A 15,197-nucleotide genomic window follows, 5' to 3' on the forward strand; every position below is an offset into this window, starting at 1 on the left:
CATTAGATGAAACGTTAACGTTTATGAGGAGTTGGATATATGACGAATATAACACATGATACCCGGACCGAGATCGAAGATAAGGCGGTGCTGGTCAGTCTAGTTACAGACGCAGTAAAGCGCTCAGGGATCAATCCCGAACATTCACTTCAAGAGCTGGTTCAGCTTGCTGAAACAGCCGGCGTTGAAGTGCTGGATGTAATTACGCAGAACAAGGAAACCCCGGACTCCAGATGGTTCATCGGCAAGGGGAAAGTAGAGGAGCTTCGGATGGCCATCGATGGCTTGGGAGCAACAACCGCGATATTCGATCAGGAGCTTTCAGGGGCACAGGTGCGTAATCTCGAAGAAACGCTCGATGTGAAGATCATTGATCGAACACAGCTTATTCTGGATATCTTCGCACAGCGTGCGAAGACCCGCGAAGGTATTATACAAGTGGAACTGGCGCAGCTTACTTATCTGCTGCCACGATTATCCGGTCATGGTAAGAACCTGTCGCGGCTTGGGGCGGGGATTGGTACCCGTGGTCCCGGAGAGAGCAAACTTGAGATGGATCGCAGACATATCCGTGATCGGATAAGCGATCTGAAGCGTCAACTGGATGAGGTAACGCGACACCGCAATCTGCATCGGGAGCGCCGGAAGAAGAGTGGGGCGGTTCAGGTCGCATTGGTCGGTTATACGAATGCCGGAAAGTCTACATTATTGAATAGGCTAACGGATGCGGAAGTGTATATCGAAGACCAGCTCTTCGCTACGTTGGACCCAACATCAAGAGTGCTGGAACTGCCTAGCGGTAAAGAAGTGGTGCTTACCGATACCGTAGGCTTTATTCAGAACCTTCCTCATGATCTGGTCGCCGCATTTCGTGCAACGTTGGAAGAAGCCAATGAGGCCGATCTCATTCTGCATGTCGTCGACTCCTCTTCTCCGATGCGAGAAGAGCAGATGAAGGTGGTAGAGAACATTCTAGGGGAGCTTGGGGCGGCGGATAAACCGCAGCTTGTGCTCTTCAACAAGAAAGATGCTTGTAGTCCGGAGCAGCTCGAAATGCTTCCATCCGGCGACGGATATCTTAAAATCAGCGCGTATCAGGATCAGGATCTGGCAGCGGTTCGTGAAGCGATTCAGGAGCGTTTGTCCGGCGGCAATCTCACTTTCCGTATCCCGGCGGATCGCGGGGATTTGAACTCGGTGGTATACCGTGTCGGCGATGTGTTGGAGCAATCTTTTGACGAGACGGATATCTTGTACGAGGTTAGCATCAACAAAGCTGATTATGATAAGCTGGGTTATATGCTGAAAGACTATGTACAGCAATAATTCTGGAAATTTATTTACAGAATGAAGTGTGAATATGAGCCCCAATGGGGCTTATATTTGTGCGTCTAGGGGATTTTCGCTCTAACAAGATCATTTCTTTGCAAACCTTCGGCAAGTCTTTGTAAACGCAAAAAGTGTGTTAAGATATGAGACATTATGTGTAATAGAGGAGAGAGTAGTTAGCAATGGCTAGATTTTCACAGGATATTCAAGCATTGAGCAGAGACATCGAGCTGCAGATCGCTTCAAGGTTGCGAGAAATCGATCAAACGGTAGATTTTAATCAGTGGAAAGTGATTGATGCTTTCCAGAAGCATCAAGTCAGCGATTTTCATTTTGCGGCGTCGACAGGTTATGCGTATAACGATCGTGGCCGGGAGATACTGGACGAGGTATATGCCGACGTGTTTGGAGCGGAGTCCGCATTGGTTCGGCCGCATTTTGCATCGGGAACACATACGATCTCTACGGCTCTATTCGGTGTGTTAAGACCTGGGGATCAGTTATTGTATATAACCGGACGCCCCTATGATACGCTCCATAAGGTCATAGGCGAGCATCAGGATGGAACGGGCTCACTCCAAGATTTCGGCATCGACTACGATGAGGTTGCTCTTACCGAGGCAGGAGGAATCAACTGGGAACTTGTCGAACAGAGAGTAACGCCGGCTACGAAAGTGATTGGTATCCAGCGCTCCCGTGGCTATGATTGGCGTTCTTCCTTCACTGTTACGGAAATAGGGGAAATGGTTACGCGGATCAAGGCGATTCGGGAGGATCTCATTGTGTTCGTGGACAATTGTTATGGTGAATTTACAGAACAATTAGAGCCTACGGAGGTTGGGGCAGATCTGATTGCAGGCTCTTTGATCAAGAATCCTGGGGGCGGCATCGCGGAGACGGGTGGATACATCTGCGGCAAGCAGAAGTACGTGGATCAGGCGGCATATAGGCTGACGGCTCCTGGCATTGGGCGGGAAGTCGGTGCTATGCTCGGTACGACGAGAGGCATCTATCAGGGGTTGTTTCTAGCTCCCTCCACCGTCGGACAGGCTGTAAAAGGGAGTGTTTTTGCTGCCGCTATGTTCGAAGCCGTTGGTTTTACGACGAAACCGAGCTGGCAAGACCCCAGAACCGACTTGATCCAGGCTGTGTCTTTTCCCGGCTCTGAGCAATTGGTAGCCTTTGTGCAAGGTATTCAACGAGCGGCTGCGGTTGACAGCCATGTCGTGCCAGAACCGTGGGATATGCCAGGATACGAACATCCAGTTATCATGGCGGCGGGAACTTTCATACAGGGCGGAAGTCTGGAGTTATCTGCGGATGCGCCGATTCGCGCGCCTTATATCGGCTATATGCAAGGCGGCTTAACCTACTCTCATGTCAAATATGGCGTACTTATGTCACTTCAGAGCATGAAAGATCGTGGTCTTTTGTGAGTTATCCTTACATACGGTTGACGCGGCTGATCAGGAAATGTACAATAAGATCAGAATAGACCACTTGGAAGGTTGATGAGATATGGGTGACGAGATTCGGAGGAATATGGCGTTATTTCCGATAGGTATTGTAATGAAACTTACGGATCTTTCTGCCAGACAAATTCGCTATTATGAGCAGCATAATTTAATTGTCCCTGCCCGTACGTCGGGCAACCAACGATTGTTTTCCTTCAATGATGTGGAGCGGTTACTCGAGATTAAAGCTTTAATTGAGAAGGGCGTTAATATTGCCGGAATCAAGCAGGTTATGAACCCTGTCACAAAAGAATCCGAAGAAGCGACCGTCATTACAGCGGATACCGAACACAAACGCCGCGAGATGTCGGAGTCGCAGCTGCGCCGCTTGCTGAAGCAAGAACTGATTACTGCTAAAAGACCGGGTCAGGTTTCATTGATTCAAGGGGAATTATCCCGGTTTTTTAATAAATAAGGATTGCCTTGCGTGCGATTCTTCCATTCTTCAAATCTAGTTTCTATTCAAAAAGGAGAGGATAAAGTGAGTTACACGAAAGAGGACATTCTACGTATTGCGAAAGAAGAAAACGTTCGATTTATCCGTTTGCAATTCACAGACTTGCTCGGAACGATTAAGAATGTGGAGATTCCATTAAGCCAGCTGCCCAAAGCGCTTGATAATAAAATGATGTTTGACGGCTCTTCGATTGAGGGCTATGTACGTATCGAAGAATCGGATATGTATCTGTATCCGGACCTTGACACCTTCATGATCTTCCCTTGGGTATCCGAGGATCGCGTTGCACGTTTGATCTGTGATATTTATATGCCGGATGGCACTCCGTTTGATGGCGACCCGCGTGGAATTTTGAAGAGAGCGCTGAAGGAAGCGGAAGAGATGGGCTTCACTTCGATGAATGTGGGTCCAGAGCCTGAATTCTTCTTGTTTAAAACCGACGAGAAGGGTAACCCGACGATGGAGCTGAACGACCAGGGTGGATATTTCGACCTGGCTCCAACCGATCTTGGCGAGAACTGCCGCCGCGATATCGTGTTGACACTGGAAGAGATGGGCTTCGAAATTGAGGCGTCTCACCATGAGGTTGCTCCTGGTCAGCACGAAATCGATTTTAAGTATGCGAATGCGATCAAGGCAGCTGACCAGATCCAAACCTTCAAGCTGGTTGTCAAAACCATCGCACGTCAGCACGGTCTGATTGCAACCTTTATGCCTAAACCGCTGTTTGGCGTGAACGGTTCGGGTATGCACTGTAACCAGTCGTTGTTTAAAGGCGGAGAGAACGCGTTCGTCGATGAATCAGACGAGCTTGGCCTGAGCACGACCGCTCGCCATTATATGGCGGGTATGCTGAAGCATGCACGTGCTTTTGCGGCTATCACGAATCCGACTGTGAACTCATACAAGCGTCTGGTACCTGGTTATGAAGCTCCATGTTATGTGGCATGGTCAGCAAGTAACCGGAGTCCAATGATTCGGATCCCGGCCTCCCGCGGCCTCAGCACTCGGATCGAGGTGCGTAACCCGGATCCGGCTGCGAATCCTTACCTGGCTCTAGCTGTGATGCTGAAAGCTGGTCTGGACGGAGTCAAGCGTGAGCTTTCGCTGCCAACGCCGATCGACCGTAATATCTATGTGATGACGGAAGAAGAGCGTATCGAGGAAGGTATCCCAAGCTTGCCAGCAAACCTCAAGGAAGCACTCAATGAGCTGATCCGCAGTGAAGTCATCTCCGAGGCGCTCGGCGATCATGCACTGGCACATTTCTATGAACTCAAGGAAATTGAGTGGGATATGTACCGCACGCAAGTTCACCAATGGGAACGCGATCAATATATCACCATGTATTAATAGAGTAATCCCTTGCGCCGTAAGGCGTGAGGGTTTTTTTTGTTCGCACAGGCATCCGATATTACTTTTCTTGTAACTTTTAAACTGATAAGGGCTCTAAAATTGTTGGAATCAACCGCAGGACCAGGCGGCGAAGGTGCATCGGACTTTGTTGCAACAAGGACATTTGATCTTAATCTTAAACAGAAGCTTTTGATCCAGACGAGTGAGATAGCAACTGCTAAATGAACTTCCTTCGTCACAGGGTGCATAAAATAAATGAATAAGAGGTTACCCTCCTTAAATGGCAGGGTAACCTCTTATTCATGAATGTATGAAGTTTAATGCACGTCGCGGAAAAGGCCAATGACTTTACCTAGAATACTAACATGGTTCAAACGAAGTGGCTCGTATGTTGGATTCTCGGGTTGGAGGCGAATATGATCCTTCTCCTTATAGAAGGTCTTCACGGTTGCTTCGTCTTCTTCTGTCATCGCGACAACGATATCGCCATTGTCAGCGGTCTGTTGTTGACGAACGATAACGTAATCACCGCTATGAATTCCAGCTTCAATCATGCTGTCACCGATAACGGAAAGCATGAATACCTTGTCATCGCCCACATAGTGCTGTGGCAAAGGGAAATAATCCTCGATGTTCTCCATGGCCGTAATCGGGACACCTGCAGTAACTTTACCTACCACAGGAACTCTGGCGATCGTGTGTGTGAACAAGTTGCTGCTCTCGGATTCTTCTTGTCCGAGCAATTCAATCGCTCTCGGTTTCGTAGGGTCGCGGCGGATCAAGCCTTTCTTCTCCAGACGGTCAAGATGACCATGAACCGTTGAACTGGAAGCTAGTCCGACTGCTTCTCCGATCTCCCGTACAGAAGGCGGATACCCTTTGCTTCGTACTTCATTGCGGATAAACTCTAGAATTGCCAGCTGGCGGCTGGATATTTTCGACATGCCGTATCAACCCCATTTAGTAACGTTTGGGAAAATTATAACATAGAACTACCGTTCGTACAAACATAAGTTCTAAAATAAAATAGAACAAATGTTCTTTAGAGTATTGAAACAAACAAATGTTCGTGTTAATATAAATCCATAACAGAACACTTGTTTGGGAGATGATGAATCCATGTTGAGATACAGTACCTACCAAAGTATTTATGATAACGATCAAGCAAGCCCTCATGATTGCAATATGAAGGATAACCATATAGGAACTATACTTAAATCCTTTCCATTTGTTAAACTGATGTTCGTTCTGCTGATTGCTGCCTTTTGTTTCAAAGGTGCTTTTTCTGTGTTCGCCGGAGGGCTTGATGAGCCGACCGATACTAAGCTTGTCATTGTACAAGCCGGAGATTCCTTGTGGCAGATCGCTTCTCTTCACAAGCCAGCTGATATGGATACACGCGTATATCTTGATAGCATTAGAAGAGCAAATGCGATTAAAGGACCCGATATTCAGGCTGGTGAAGTGTTATCTTTACCGGTGTGGTGATAAGCTTGATTAACGTAGATTTTTCTTGAGTTTGAAGAGTATATGATTCATATCCATAGAGGTGCGAGAGTTTATAGGCATATCTCAGAGTTTGTAAGGGCGGGGCCGCCTTGACAAGCTCTTTTTCACATGGTTAAGTTATAATGATATTGAATTGGAGGAGAAGTCATGGATATCGATACTTTGGTTGAACGCATTAATGCCTTAGCAAGAAAGCAAAAGAGTGAAGGATTGACCGAAGCGGAGTTGAAAGAACGTGGAGAACTTCGTGAAATCTATCTTAACAATATTCGCAATAATTTCCGCCAACAGTTGGAAACCATCGAATTTGTGGATGAGGACAATCAACCCAAAGGCGGACCTCGCTTAAAGCATTAATGAGGTCTAGCTTTCAACCGTTGGCGATCAACGGATAAATAGAATGAACAAGTATCACGCATGGGGCGACGGCTGTTCGGAAGAATGGATGACAGTTGCCCCGTGTTTTATATGGTTGATATTAATTGAAATTACAGGGGGAACACGTATGTCTCGATCATGGGAAAGAAAAGTAAACAAAAATATGGCGCAACTGAACAAGCAGCGAAAAAAGCAGGGAATGTCCTCATATCAGGGTGGGGCTATCTCCGCCAATAATGATATTTTTAAAGGACGCAAATATGTATTGCCGCTTGTACTGCTTGCTTTGGCTGGATTGTATGCGCTGTTAGGAACGGCAACTTCGAATGCCGCTGGGGGCGGCAATGAGGTGTTGAACTGGATTGGGGTCAGTTTGTACATTTTGTTGGCCTTGATGATCTTTTTGCGTAAGCCTTATCTGAAGATCGAACGTTCTTCCGTGTCGACCATGAAGTTTAACCGTGAGCGGCGCTTGGCCGTAACGGATATCGAGAAGATCAAACTGGCTCAAGGGTCCGTTGTTATCCAAGGGAAAGGAAAGGCTGGTAATTGGGTGTTCTCACGTATGATGAATTTGTATGATACCGATGCCATGGGGAAGAGGCTGGAAGAGTTCGCTAAAGCGCATCAAATTCCAGTAGACCGTGACTAGCGCATAAAGCGCAAGATGTCCATTTGAAGATATAATACATGTATAGATAAAGAAGACAAGTTGGGAGTGGAGATTGGGATGGCAGTAGCTGCTGTATTGTTTGATTTGGATGATACGTTATTATGGGACGAACGAAGTGTAGAAGAAGCATTTCAGGTGACATGTAAAGTCGGGGCCGAGTCGTCCGGAGTAGATGCCTCGGAACTGCTAGCGGCTGTACGTGAAGCAGCCAGAGCGTTGTATGAATCATATGACACGTTCGCTTTCACGAAGCTGATTGGAATCAATCCATTTGAAGGCTTATGGGCGAACTTTACGGCTGGAGACCAGCCTGAATTCCGCAAGTTACAGGAGCTAGCGCCTGTGTATCGCAAAGAATCATGGCGACGCGGTTTATTGTCGTTGGGCGTCGATGATGAGGTGTTGGCGAGCACACTGGCTGAGCGCTTTGCTGCCGAACGCAGGCAGCGACCGTATGTTTATGAAGAAACGTTCGAGGTGCTTGGAGAATTGCAAGGCAAGGTGAAGTTACTGCTTCTTACTAACGGAAGTCCCGATTTGCAGCAGGAGAAGCTGGATGGCGTACCAGAGCTAGCTCCGTATTTTGATCAAATTGTTATCTCAGGAAGCTTCGGCAAAGGCAAGCCAGATGTAACGATCTTTGAGCACGCGCTTAACTTGCTTGAGGTTCCAGCTGATCAAGCCTTAATGGTTGGTGACAAACTGACTACGGATATTAAAGGCGGAAATGCAGCCGGCCTGCATACCGTATGGATTAATCGAGTGGATCGGCCACATGATCCGGAAATACAGCCAGATTATGAGATTCAGCATTTGTCAGAACTGCATCGTATCATGGCAGAGCTCTGATGATTACATAGAAACAGCTTCGATGATTAGTTCGCTAACATCGAAGCTGTTTTTGCATAACTTTCATGTGAGAAGAAACGTCACATAATTGTAAGCTGAATGAGATAGAAAAAAAAGGTCAATACGATATAATAAGGTTAAAGTTACGGGAATCAGTCCGCACCGCCGTTGAACCTATACATATGTAAATTATCGTAAAGAGGTGTATAGCATGAGAAGCAAGAAAGTAGCGCTATTCGCGGCGATGGTGCTCGTTGCTGTTGCCCTTGCCGCTTGCAGTGACACAAAAGCACAGACCAATGATGATGAACTCCCAGACCCTATTATCGTAGAGCTTACCGTGACGCCAGAGACGATAACCATCGGTGAGAAGGTCTTGATCCAAGCGAAAGTAACGCAGGGAGGCAGCCCCGTGGAAGATGCAAATGATGTGGAATTTGAGGTAACCCTTGAAGGAGGGGGACTTCCGGTGAAGGTTCCAGTTAAGCATGATCAAGGCGGGATCTATCAGATGGAGAAGACCTTTAAAGAAGCAGGTACCTACAGGATCATTTCGCATGTAACCGCGAGAGGCCAGCATTCTATGCCATTGCAGGAACTGACGGTAACCGAATAGTCTTGCAATGACAATTGAATCGACTAAGAAACCGTTCCCTTCATCAATGGTGGGTTGTACTTCCATTAAAGAAGAAGCGGTTTCTTTGCGTATGACAAATGATGATATTATTGACACACAGATCTTCCCTATACAGAACAAGCGGGGACCCCGCCAGATCAAAGATCGTTTGGGATTCCCGCTTGTTTAGAAGCTATTGAGAGTAATAAATTACAGTGTCTATTGAAATTGAGGATCTTCAACCGGCGTGGCCACCCAGCCGTTCTCTTCAATGAAGAGACGTACAGCGACGATCTTCTTATTGTCCATTAGCGTAAAGAAATGCGGCGTATCTTCCGGTACAGATATAACATCACCCGGCTCAAGCTCAACATTGAAGTAACCTACATCGTCTGAACCTTTAATAATGAAGATACCCTTGCCGCCCACGATTGCACGAATCTCATCTTCGGAGTGAGTATGCACCTGCTCGAATTTCTTCAACAGATCTTCGATATTCGGCGTGGACTCCGACAATGTAATGATATCCCAAATCTTATAGCCGCGTCTTGCAGCGAGATCACGGATTTCCTCATCATAGATGTCCAGGATTCGTGCTTTGTCGTCATCCGTAAGCGTAAAGTTTTCTTGAAGATCTACCGGGAGCTTCTCCATATTCCAATGCTCATAAACAACCTCTTGGTTATTCAGGAATTCCCGAACGTTCTCTTCGCCAATAATTCGTTCGTTCGTGTTGCGAATCACAATCTCTGCCATGATCTTAACCCTCTTTCTCCCGTTGGATTAATATGTATTATAGACCTCATCCCGGCATTTGTCATCTGTTTATGTAGTTTAATACCAGTGGTGGCGCAATATTTCGGCTTTTCTATTGAAAAATATTCTGATACACTAAGGTTTAACGTTTTCAGGGGAGGTTTATGAGGTGAGCAAACCTAGCTTACAAGAAGTATTGAAAGAACGAATATTAATTCTTGACGGTGCCATGGGTACCATGATCCAGCAGGAGGACCTCTCACCTGAGGATTTTGGCGGAAATGAACTGGATGGATGTAATGAAATGCTGGTTATACACCGGCCAGAATTGATACAGAAAATCCATGAACAGTATCTTGAAGCAGGGGCCGACCTGATTGAGACTAATACGTTTGGCGCAACGAGCGTTGTGCTTGCTGAATACGATATACCCGAGCTGGCTAGGGAGATTAACTTACATGCCGCCAGACTGGCTAAGGCTGCTGCTGATCAATATTCGACACCAGATAGCCCGCGCTACGTGGTGGGGGCAATGGGGCCAACTACCAAAACTCTATCGGTAACCGGTGGGGTTACGTTCGCGGAATTAATCGACAGCTATGAAGAGCAAGCTATTGCTTTAATAGAAGGAGAAGTAGATGCTTTGCTGCTTGAAACATCGCAGGATACATTGAATGTGAAGGCAGGCAGCATTGGCATAAGACAAGCGTTTGAGAAGACGGGTATCCATCTTCCCATTATGATATCCGGTACAATCGAACCGATGGGGACTACACTGGCAGGTCAGAATATTGAGGCTTTCTACATTTCATTGGAGCACCTTCAACCGATTTCTATCGGATTGAACTGTGCTACCGGTCCAGAATTTATGCGGGATCATATTCGATCCTTGTCTGACATGTCCAAAAGCGCGATAAGCTGTTATCCGAACGCAGGACTGCCCGATGAGAACGGCCAGTATCATGAATCACCGGACTCTCTGGCGCAGAAGATGGGTGCTTTTGCCGAGAAGGGTTGGATTAATATTGCCGGGGGATGCTGTGGCACGACACCGGATCACATTCGAGCATTGAAGCAAAAAATGGACCAATTTCAGCCGCGACCGCTTGCAGGCACACATTTGCCGGCATTATCAGGAATTGAGCCCGTCTATGTTGAACAAGAGAATCGTCCCTATATGGTTGGCGAACGAACGAACGTATTGGGCTCACGAAAGTTCAAGCGTCTAATTGTGGAAGGTAAGTATGAAGAAGCCTCCGAAATAGCTAGAGCGCAAGTGAAGAACGGTGCTCATATCATAGACGTTTGTGTGCAGGATCCGGATCGTGAAGAAGCGGAAGATATGGTTGAATTTTTGGAGCTGGTCGTGAAAAAGGTGAAAGTTCCGTTAATGATTGATACGACCGATCCGGCGGTAATCGATCTTGCACTTCAATATTCGCAAGGTAAGGCGATTATTAATTCCATTAACCTTGAAGATGGTGAAGAGAAATTCGAGTTGGTCATGCCGCTTGTCAAGAAATATGGAGCTGCCGTGGTGGTAGGTACGATTGACGAGAGCGGTCAGGCCATCCATCGTGAAGACAAATTGAAGGTAGCCAAGCGATCCTATGATCTGCTCGTTAACAAATACGGACTTGCGCCGGAGGATATTATTTTTGATACGCTCGTATTTCCGGTGGGCACGGGGGACGAACAGTACATCGGTTCTGCGAAGGAAACCATCGAGGGTATCCGTGTTATTAAGGAAGCCATGCCGCAGGTGCACACTATACTAGGGATCAGTAACGTATCATTCGGTTTGCCGGAAGCGGGGCGGGAAGTGCTCAACTCGGTATATCTGTATGAATGCACCAAGGCCGGACTGGACTACGCAATCGTAAATACAGAAAAGCTTGAACGCTACGCCTCTATCCCGGAAGAAGAGCGCCGATTGGCTGAGGATCTCATCTATCGCACAGATGATAATACGCTAGCTGCCTTCGTGGCTGCTTTTCGGAATAAAAAGGTCGAGAAGAAGATAGTGGTTTCTAACCTTACGCTGGAGGAACGCTTGGCTGCTTATGTGGTAGAAGGTTCGAAGGAAGGCCTCATAGCTGATCTGGACAAGGCGTTAACCAAGTATGGTCCACTTGAAGTGATCAATGGCCCATTGATGGAGGGCATGACGGAAGTAGGTCGCCTGTTTAACAATAATGAGCTGATCGTGGCTGAAGTGCTGCAGAGCGCGGAAGTCATGAAAGCCTCGGTATCTTATCTGGAACCATTTATGGAGAAGGATGAGACCTCTGTTAAAGGTAAAATCATGCTTGCTACCGTTAAGGGAGACGTTCACGATATCGGAAAAAATCTGGTGGAAATCATCTTGGCTAACAATGGTTATGATATTGTCAATTTGGGTATAAAGGTACCACCGGAGCAAATTATTGAGGCTTATCGCCGTGAACAGCCGGATGCGATCGGGCTGTCCGGATTGCTGGTGAAATCAGCACAGCAAATGGTATTGACGGCCCAGGATTTGAAGAATGCGGGTATCAATGTTCCGATTATGGTTGGCGGGGCCGCGCTTACTCGTAAGTTTACTAAGACCCGGATACGTCCCGAATATGACGGAATGGTCTTGTATGCTAAGGACGCTATGGATGGTTTGGCGCTTGCGAATCGGCTAAGCGATCCTTCCCAGCGCTCGAAGCTGGCAGAGGATATCAGGGCGGAGCAGGAAGCGGAAGCCAATGCAGCCCCCGTGATTAAAGTAATGCCGAAGTTGTCGGAAGGATTGCGTTCCAAAATATCAACTGATCATACGGTCTATATTCCGCCAGACTTGGAACGTCACGTACTGCGCAACTATCCGATTTCGCATATTTTGCCATACATTAATATGCAAATGCTGCTAGGGCATCATTTGGGGTTAAAAGGGTCAGTAGAACAGTTATTAAAAGCCGGTGACCCGAAAGCGGTGTCGCTTAAAGAAACGGTTGATGCCATTCTCGAAGAAGCTGTTCAATCCGGCATTATTCAAGCTCATGGCATGTATCGCTTCTTCCCGGCACAGTCGCAAGGAAATAACATCTTAATCTACGATCCCAAGGATACAAGCCGTGTGCTGCATACGTTTACGTTCCCGAGGCAGCAAGTGGAGCCGTATTTATGTTTGGCCGATTTCTTAAAATCAGTCGATAGTGGCGTCATGGATTATGTAGGGTTTTTGGTGGTTACAGCCGGCCACGGTGTCGGTAAATTGTCCGGTGAATGGAAGGATAAAGGAGACTATCTTCGTTCTCATGCACTGCAGTCGGTTGCCTTGGAGACAGCGGAAGGCTTGGCAGAGCGGGTTCATCATATGATGAGGGATATATGGGGCTACCCTGATCCGGCTGATATGACGATGAAGCAACGATTAGGGGCAAGATACCAAGGAATCAGGGTATCGTTTGGCTATCCGGCATGTCCCGATCTTGAAGATCAGGGACCGTTGTTCCGATTGATGCAGCCGGAGGATATCGGAGTCAACCTCACGGAAGGCTTTATGATGGAGCCGGAAGCTTCGGTGTCGGCAATGGTATTTAGTCATCCTGAAGCTCATTATTTTAATGTAGATAAAGCTTAACGTTTACGATACCGGTGTACTGGACGGGAATCCTCCGATTGTTTCGGAGGATTTCTCCGGTTTTGACCGAAAGGGGAGAAGAGGGATGGAACTCTATTTTTTGGGAACGAACGCAGGGGTTCCGACGCTGCAGCGCAATGTAACCTCGATCGCGCTAAGATTACTGGAAGAACGGCGAAGTCTGTGGTTATTCGATTGTGGAGAAGGCACGCAGCATCAAATTTTGAAATCCCCACTTAAGCTGTCCAAGCTTGAAAAGATATTCATTACTCATTTGCATGGTGACCATCTTTTTGGTTTGCCTGGTTTGCTCTCCAGCCGCGGCGCTCAAGGGGTAAAACTCCCACTGATGATTTATGGACCGCCTGGGATCAAGAACTTCGTAGAAACCACACTTGGCATAAGCCAATCCCGCGTTCCTTATACAATGGAGATTATCGAGCATACAGGCGGTATATTATTTGAAGACCATAGTTTCAGAGTAGAATCGGCTCTGCTCGATCACCGTGCCGAGAGTTACGGGTACCGAATCGTGGAGAAGGACCTGCCAGGAAGTCTCGATCTGAAACGGCTAGAAGCATATGGGCTAAAGCCAGGGCCTCTGTATGGGAAGCTTAAACGAGGAGAAAGTGTTGACCTGGGTGGAGGCAGATGGATTCATGCGCAGGAAGTACTACTGGCCCCGAAGAAGGGAAGAATCGTCACGATCCTTGGCGATACACGCCCATGCTCTGGAGTAGAGCAGCTTGCTGCAGGCGCCGACCTGTTGGTGCACGAAGCGACGTTTATGGAGGATTTGACGGAGCTGGCCCACGAATACTATCACAGTACAGCTAAGCAGGCGGCTGAAGCCGCAGCACGTGCCGGTGTGAAAACATTGTTCCTGACTCATTTTAGCTCGCGTTATAAAGATGTCGAGCATTTGCAGCCGCTTCTAAATGAAGCGAAGGCTATATTTGGTAACACGAAGCTCGCCGAGGATTTCGGCCTTTATCCGGTTCAACGCAGCTAATCGCTTGGGAAATGGCGGCTGAATTATTTTCCGGGAAAGCGCAGGATGCGACAAACCGGATGAGAATAAGTCTTGCTTGGACACCCTTCGCTAACTTTCGACCGCTCGCCGTAGAGAGAGGTACAGGCCGAAGCCTTGCATCGGACGATAGCCTTCTTTACAATAAGATCGTTAGGTTAAGCGAATTACATATTGAATATGAATCAAATGTAATGAGATGCCGTTACTTTGCTTATACTTCATTCTATGAAATATTTAATTTATAAAGGACAGAACTGAAGAAGGTGTAAGATGTGTTAGTTAAACCGAGAGGATTATTAATTGATTTGGACGGCACGCTGTATCATGGTCGCCATCGAATTCCAGGCGCGGATCGACTGATTAACAGTCTGAAAGATCAAGCCATCCCGTATCTATATGTCACGAACAATTCATCACGAACACCAGAACAAGTTGCAATCCATTTGCAGGGCATGGGCATTCCCGCGCTCGCTGAAGAAGTAGTTACATCATCGCTTGCTGCGGCACAGTATGTAGCCGAGGAGTCTCCAGGGGCAAAGGTTGCCATGATTGGAGAGGAAGGGCTTATGCAGGCACTAAATGCAGCAGGTCTTCGTATCGTAGAAGATTCACCTGAATATGTAATCCAAGGAATTGATCGTTCCTTTCATTATGATAAATTAACGCTCGCGGTCCGCTGGATACAGGAAGGCGCAATATCGGTACTAACGAATCCCGATTTGCAGCTGCCGTCCGATACGGGTCTGATGCCAGGTGCTGGATCTATCGGTGCCGCCATTGAAGCTGCTTCCGGGATAAAGCCAATCATTATCGGCAAGCCTTCCTCCGTACTGATGAAGTACGCTTCTGATCGCCTCGGACTCGTACCGGGGGAAATCGCGGTGATTGGGGACAATATTCGTACCGATATCGCCGCAGGAGCGCATGCCGGCTGCCAGACGATCCTTGTCATGACCGGAATTACAACCACCTTGAATATGAACGAGCACCTGGAATCAACTGGGGTAAAACCAGACTATATTTGTCAGGATCTGAGTGAAGTGACCAAGCTGTTGTGCCCATAATCACTACTATCAAATGGTATACATAAATTTGTGTATTGACGAAAGGGAAGATG

General features: G+C 47.3%; 14 protein-coding genes. 12 read left to right on the forward strand and 2 right to left on the reverse strand.

Annotated elements, in window-relative coordinates:
- Nucleotides 1-39 precede the first annotated feature (39 nt).
- The 4 genes from hflX (at nucleotide 40) to glnA (ending at nucleotide 4,653) form a co-directional block, all read left to right on the forward strand.
- Nucleotides 40-1,326, forward strand: coding sequence for a GTPase HflX (gene hflX / locus JCM10914_RS06060; RefSeq protein WP_023958597.1), 1,287 nt, complete (start codon nucleotides 40-42; stop codon nucleotides 1,324-1,326).
- 185 nt (nucleotides 1,327-1,511) lie between these two features.
- Nucleotides 1,512-2,765, forward strand: coding sequence for a methionine gamma-lyase family protein (locus JCM10914_RS06065; RefSeq protein WP_023958599.1), 1,254 nt, complete (start codon nucleotides 1,512-1,514; stop codon nucleotides 2,763-2,765).
- A gap of 82 nt (nucleotides 2,766-2,847) precedes the next feature.
- Entirely contained in the window at nucleotides 2,848-3,258 is a 411-nt protein-coding gene (locus tag JCM10914_RS06070; RefSeq protein ID WP_036717169.1) for a MerR family transcriptional regulator, read from the forward strand.
- A 66-nt stretch (nucleotides 3,259-3,324) separates the two neighbouring features.
- Nucleotides 3,325-4,653: a type I glutamate--ammonia ligase gene (gene glnA, locus JCM10914_RS06075; RefSeq protein ID WP_036717170.1), complete on the forward strand. Its 1,329-nt coding sequence runs from the start codon at nucleotides 3,325-3,327 to the stop codon at nucleotides 4,651-4,653.
- 320 nt (nucleotides 4,654-4,973) lie between these two features.
- On the opposite strand, the gene lexA is transcribed toward glnA, so the two are convergent.
- Nucleotides 4,974-5,600: a transcriptional repressor LexA gene (lexA, locus tag JCM10914_RS06085; protein WP_023958604.1), complete on the reverse strand. Its 627-nt coding sequence runs from the start codon at nucleotides 5,598-5,600 to the stop codon at nucleotides 4,974-4,976.
- A gap of 157 nt (nucleotides 5,601-5,757) precedes the next feature.
- On the opposite strand from lexA, the gene JCM10914_RS06090 reads away from it, so the two are divergent.
- The 5 genes from JCM10914_RS06090 (at nucleotide 5,758) to JCM10914_RS06110 (ending at nucleotide 8,681) form a co-directional block, all read left to right on the forward strand.
- Nucleotides 5,758-6,144 (forward strand): LysM peptidoglycan-binding domain-containing protein, encoded by a 387-nt coding sequence (locus tag JCM10914_RS06090; RefSeq protein ID WP_231638534.1) that lies wholly within the window; start codon nucleotides 5,758-5,760, stop codon nucleotides 6,142-6,144.
- 168 nt (nucleotides 6,145-6,312) lie between these two features.
- On the forward strand, nucleotides 6,313-6,522 hold the full coding sequence (locus JCM10914_RS06095; protein ID WP_023958608.1) for a DUF896 domain-containing protein: 210 nt from the start codon (nucleotides 6,313-6,315) through the stop codon (nucleotides 6,520-6,522).
- 148 nt (nucleotides 6,523-6,670) lie between these two features.
- Complete coding sequence (locus JCM10914_RS06100) at nucleotides 6,671-7,195, forward strand: hypothetical protein (protein WP_023958610.1); 525 nt, start codon at nucleotides 6,671-6,673, stop codon at nucleotides 7,193-7,195.
- 78 nt (nucleotides 7,196-7,273) lie between these two features.
- The gene (locus JCM10914_RS06105) at nucleotides 7,274-8,065 is read left to right on the forward strand and encodes an HAD family hydrolase (protein WP_023958612.1); all 792 of its coding nucleotides are present in this window, start codon (nucleotides 7,274-7,276) and stop codon (nucleotides 8,063-8,065) included.
- Nucleotides 8,066-8,276: 211 nt separating this feature from the next.
- Nucleotides 8,277-8,681 (forward strand): FixH family protein, encoded by a 405-nt coding sequence (locus tag JCM10914_RS06110; RefSeq protein ID WP_023958614.1) that lies wholly within the window; start codon nucleotides 8,277-8,279, stop codon nucleotides 8,679-8,681.
- A 219-nt stretch (nucleotides 8,682-8,900) separates the two neighbouring features.
- On the opposite strand, the gene JCM10914_RS06115 is transcribed toward JCM10914_RS06110, so the two are convergent.
- Nucleotides 8,901-9,437 (reverse strand): 1,2-dihydroxy-3-keto-5-methylthiopentene dioxygenase, encoded by a 537-nt coding sequence (locus tag JCM10914_RS06115; protein ID WP_023958616.1) that lies wholly within the window; start codon nucleotides 9,435-9,437, stop codon nucleotides 8,901-8,903.
- 169 nt (nucleotides 9,438-9,606) lie between these two features.
- Between JCM10914_RS06115 and metH the strand changes: the two genes are divergently transcribed.
- The 3 genes from metH to JCM10914_RS06130 all read left to right on the forward strand — a co-directional run bounded on the left by metH (nucleotide 9,607) and on the right by JCM10914_RS06130 (nucleotide 15,144).
- A complete protein-coding gene (metH, locus tag JCM10914_RS06120; protein WP_023958618.1) occupies nucleotides 9,607-13,047 on the forward strand; it encodes a methionine synthase in 3,441 nt (1,146 codons plus the stop codon).
- A gap of 85 nt (nucleotides 13,048-13,132) precedes the next feature.
- Nucleotides 13,133-14,059 carry a ribonuclease Z gene (gene rnz, locus JCM10914_RS06125; protein ID WP_023958620.1) on the forward strand — a complete coding sequence of 309 codons (927 nt, stop codon included), beginning with the start codon at nucleotides 13,133-13,135 and terminating at the stop codon, nucleotides 14,057-14,059.
- 293 nt (nucleotides 14,060-14,352) lie between these two features.
- Nucleotides 14,353-15,144 (forward strand): TIGR01457 family HAD-type hydrolase, encoded by a 792-nt coding sequence (locus tag JCM10914_RS06130; RefSeq protein WP_023958622.1) that lies wholly within the window; start codon nucleotides 14,353-14,355, stop codon nucleotides 15,142-15,144.
- Nucleotides 15,145-15,197: the final 53 nt, after the last annotated feature.

The organism is Paenibacillus sp. JCM 10914 (genome assembly GCF_001315105.1).
Lineage (GTDB): Bacteria > Bacillota > Bacilli > Paenibacillales > Paenibacillaceae > Paenibacillus_AQ.

What these genes read in the sequence shown, in the direction of transcription:
- hflX (WP_023958597.1), top strand. Translation starts at nt 40, where the DNA reads ATGACGAATATAACACATGATACCCGGACCGAGATCGAAGATAAGGCG.
- JCM10914_RS06065 (WP_023958599.1), top strand. Translation starts at nt 1,512, where the DNA reads ATGGCTAGATTTTCACAGGATATTCAAGCATTGAGCAGAGACATCGAG.
- JCM10914_RS06070 (WP_036717169.1), top strand. Translation starts at nt 2,848, where the DNA reads ATGGGTGACGAGATTCGGAGGAATATGGCGTTATTTCCGATAGGTATT.
- lexA (WP_023958604.1), bottom strand. Translation starts at nt 5,600, where the DNA reads ATGTCGAAAATATCCAGCCGCCAGCTGGCAATTCTAGAGTTTATCCGC.
- JCM10914_RS06095 (WP_023958608.1), top strand. Translation starts at nt 6,313, where the DNA reads ATGGATATCGATACTTTGGTTGAACGCATTAATGCCTTAGCAAGAAAG.
- JCM10914_RS06100 (WP_023958610.1), top strand. Translation starts at nt 6,671, where the DNA reads ATGTCTCGATCATGGGAAAGAAAAGTAAACAAAAATATGGCGCAACTG.
- JCM10914_RS06105 (WP_023958612.1), top strand. Translation starts at nt 7,274, where the DNA reads ATGGCAGTAGCTGCTGTATTGTTTGATTTGGATGATACGTTATTATGG.
- JCM10914_RS06110 (WP_023958614.1), top strand. Translation starts at nt 8,277, where the DNA reads ATGAGAAGCAAGAAAGTAGCGCTATTCGCGGCGATGGTGCTCGTTGCT.
- JCM10914_RS06115 (WP_023958616.1), bottom strand. Translation starts at nt 9,437, where the DNA reads ATGGCAGAGATTGTGATTCGCAACACGAACGAACGAATTATTGGCGAA.
- rnz (WP_023958620.1), top strand. Translation starts at nt 13,133, where the DNA reads ATGGAACTCTATTTTTTGGGAACGAACGCAGGGGTTCCGACGCTGCAG.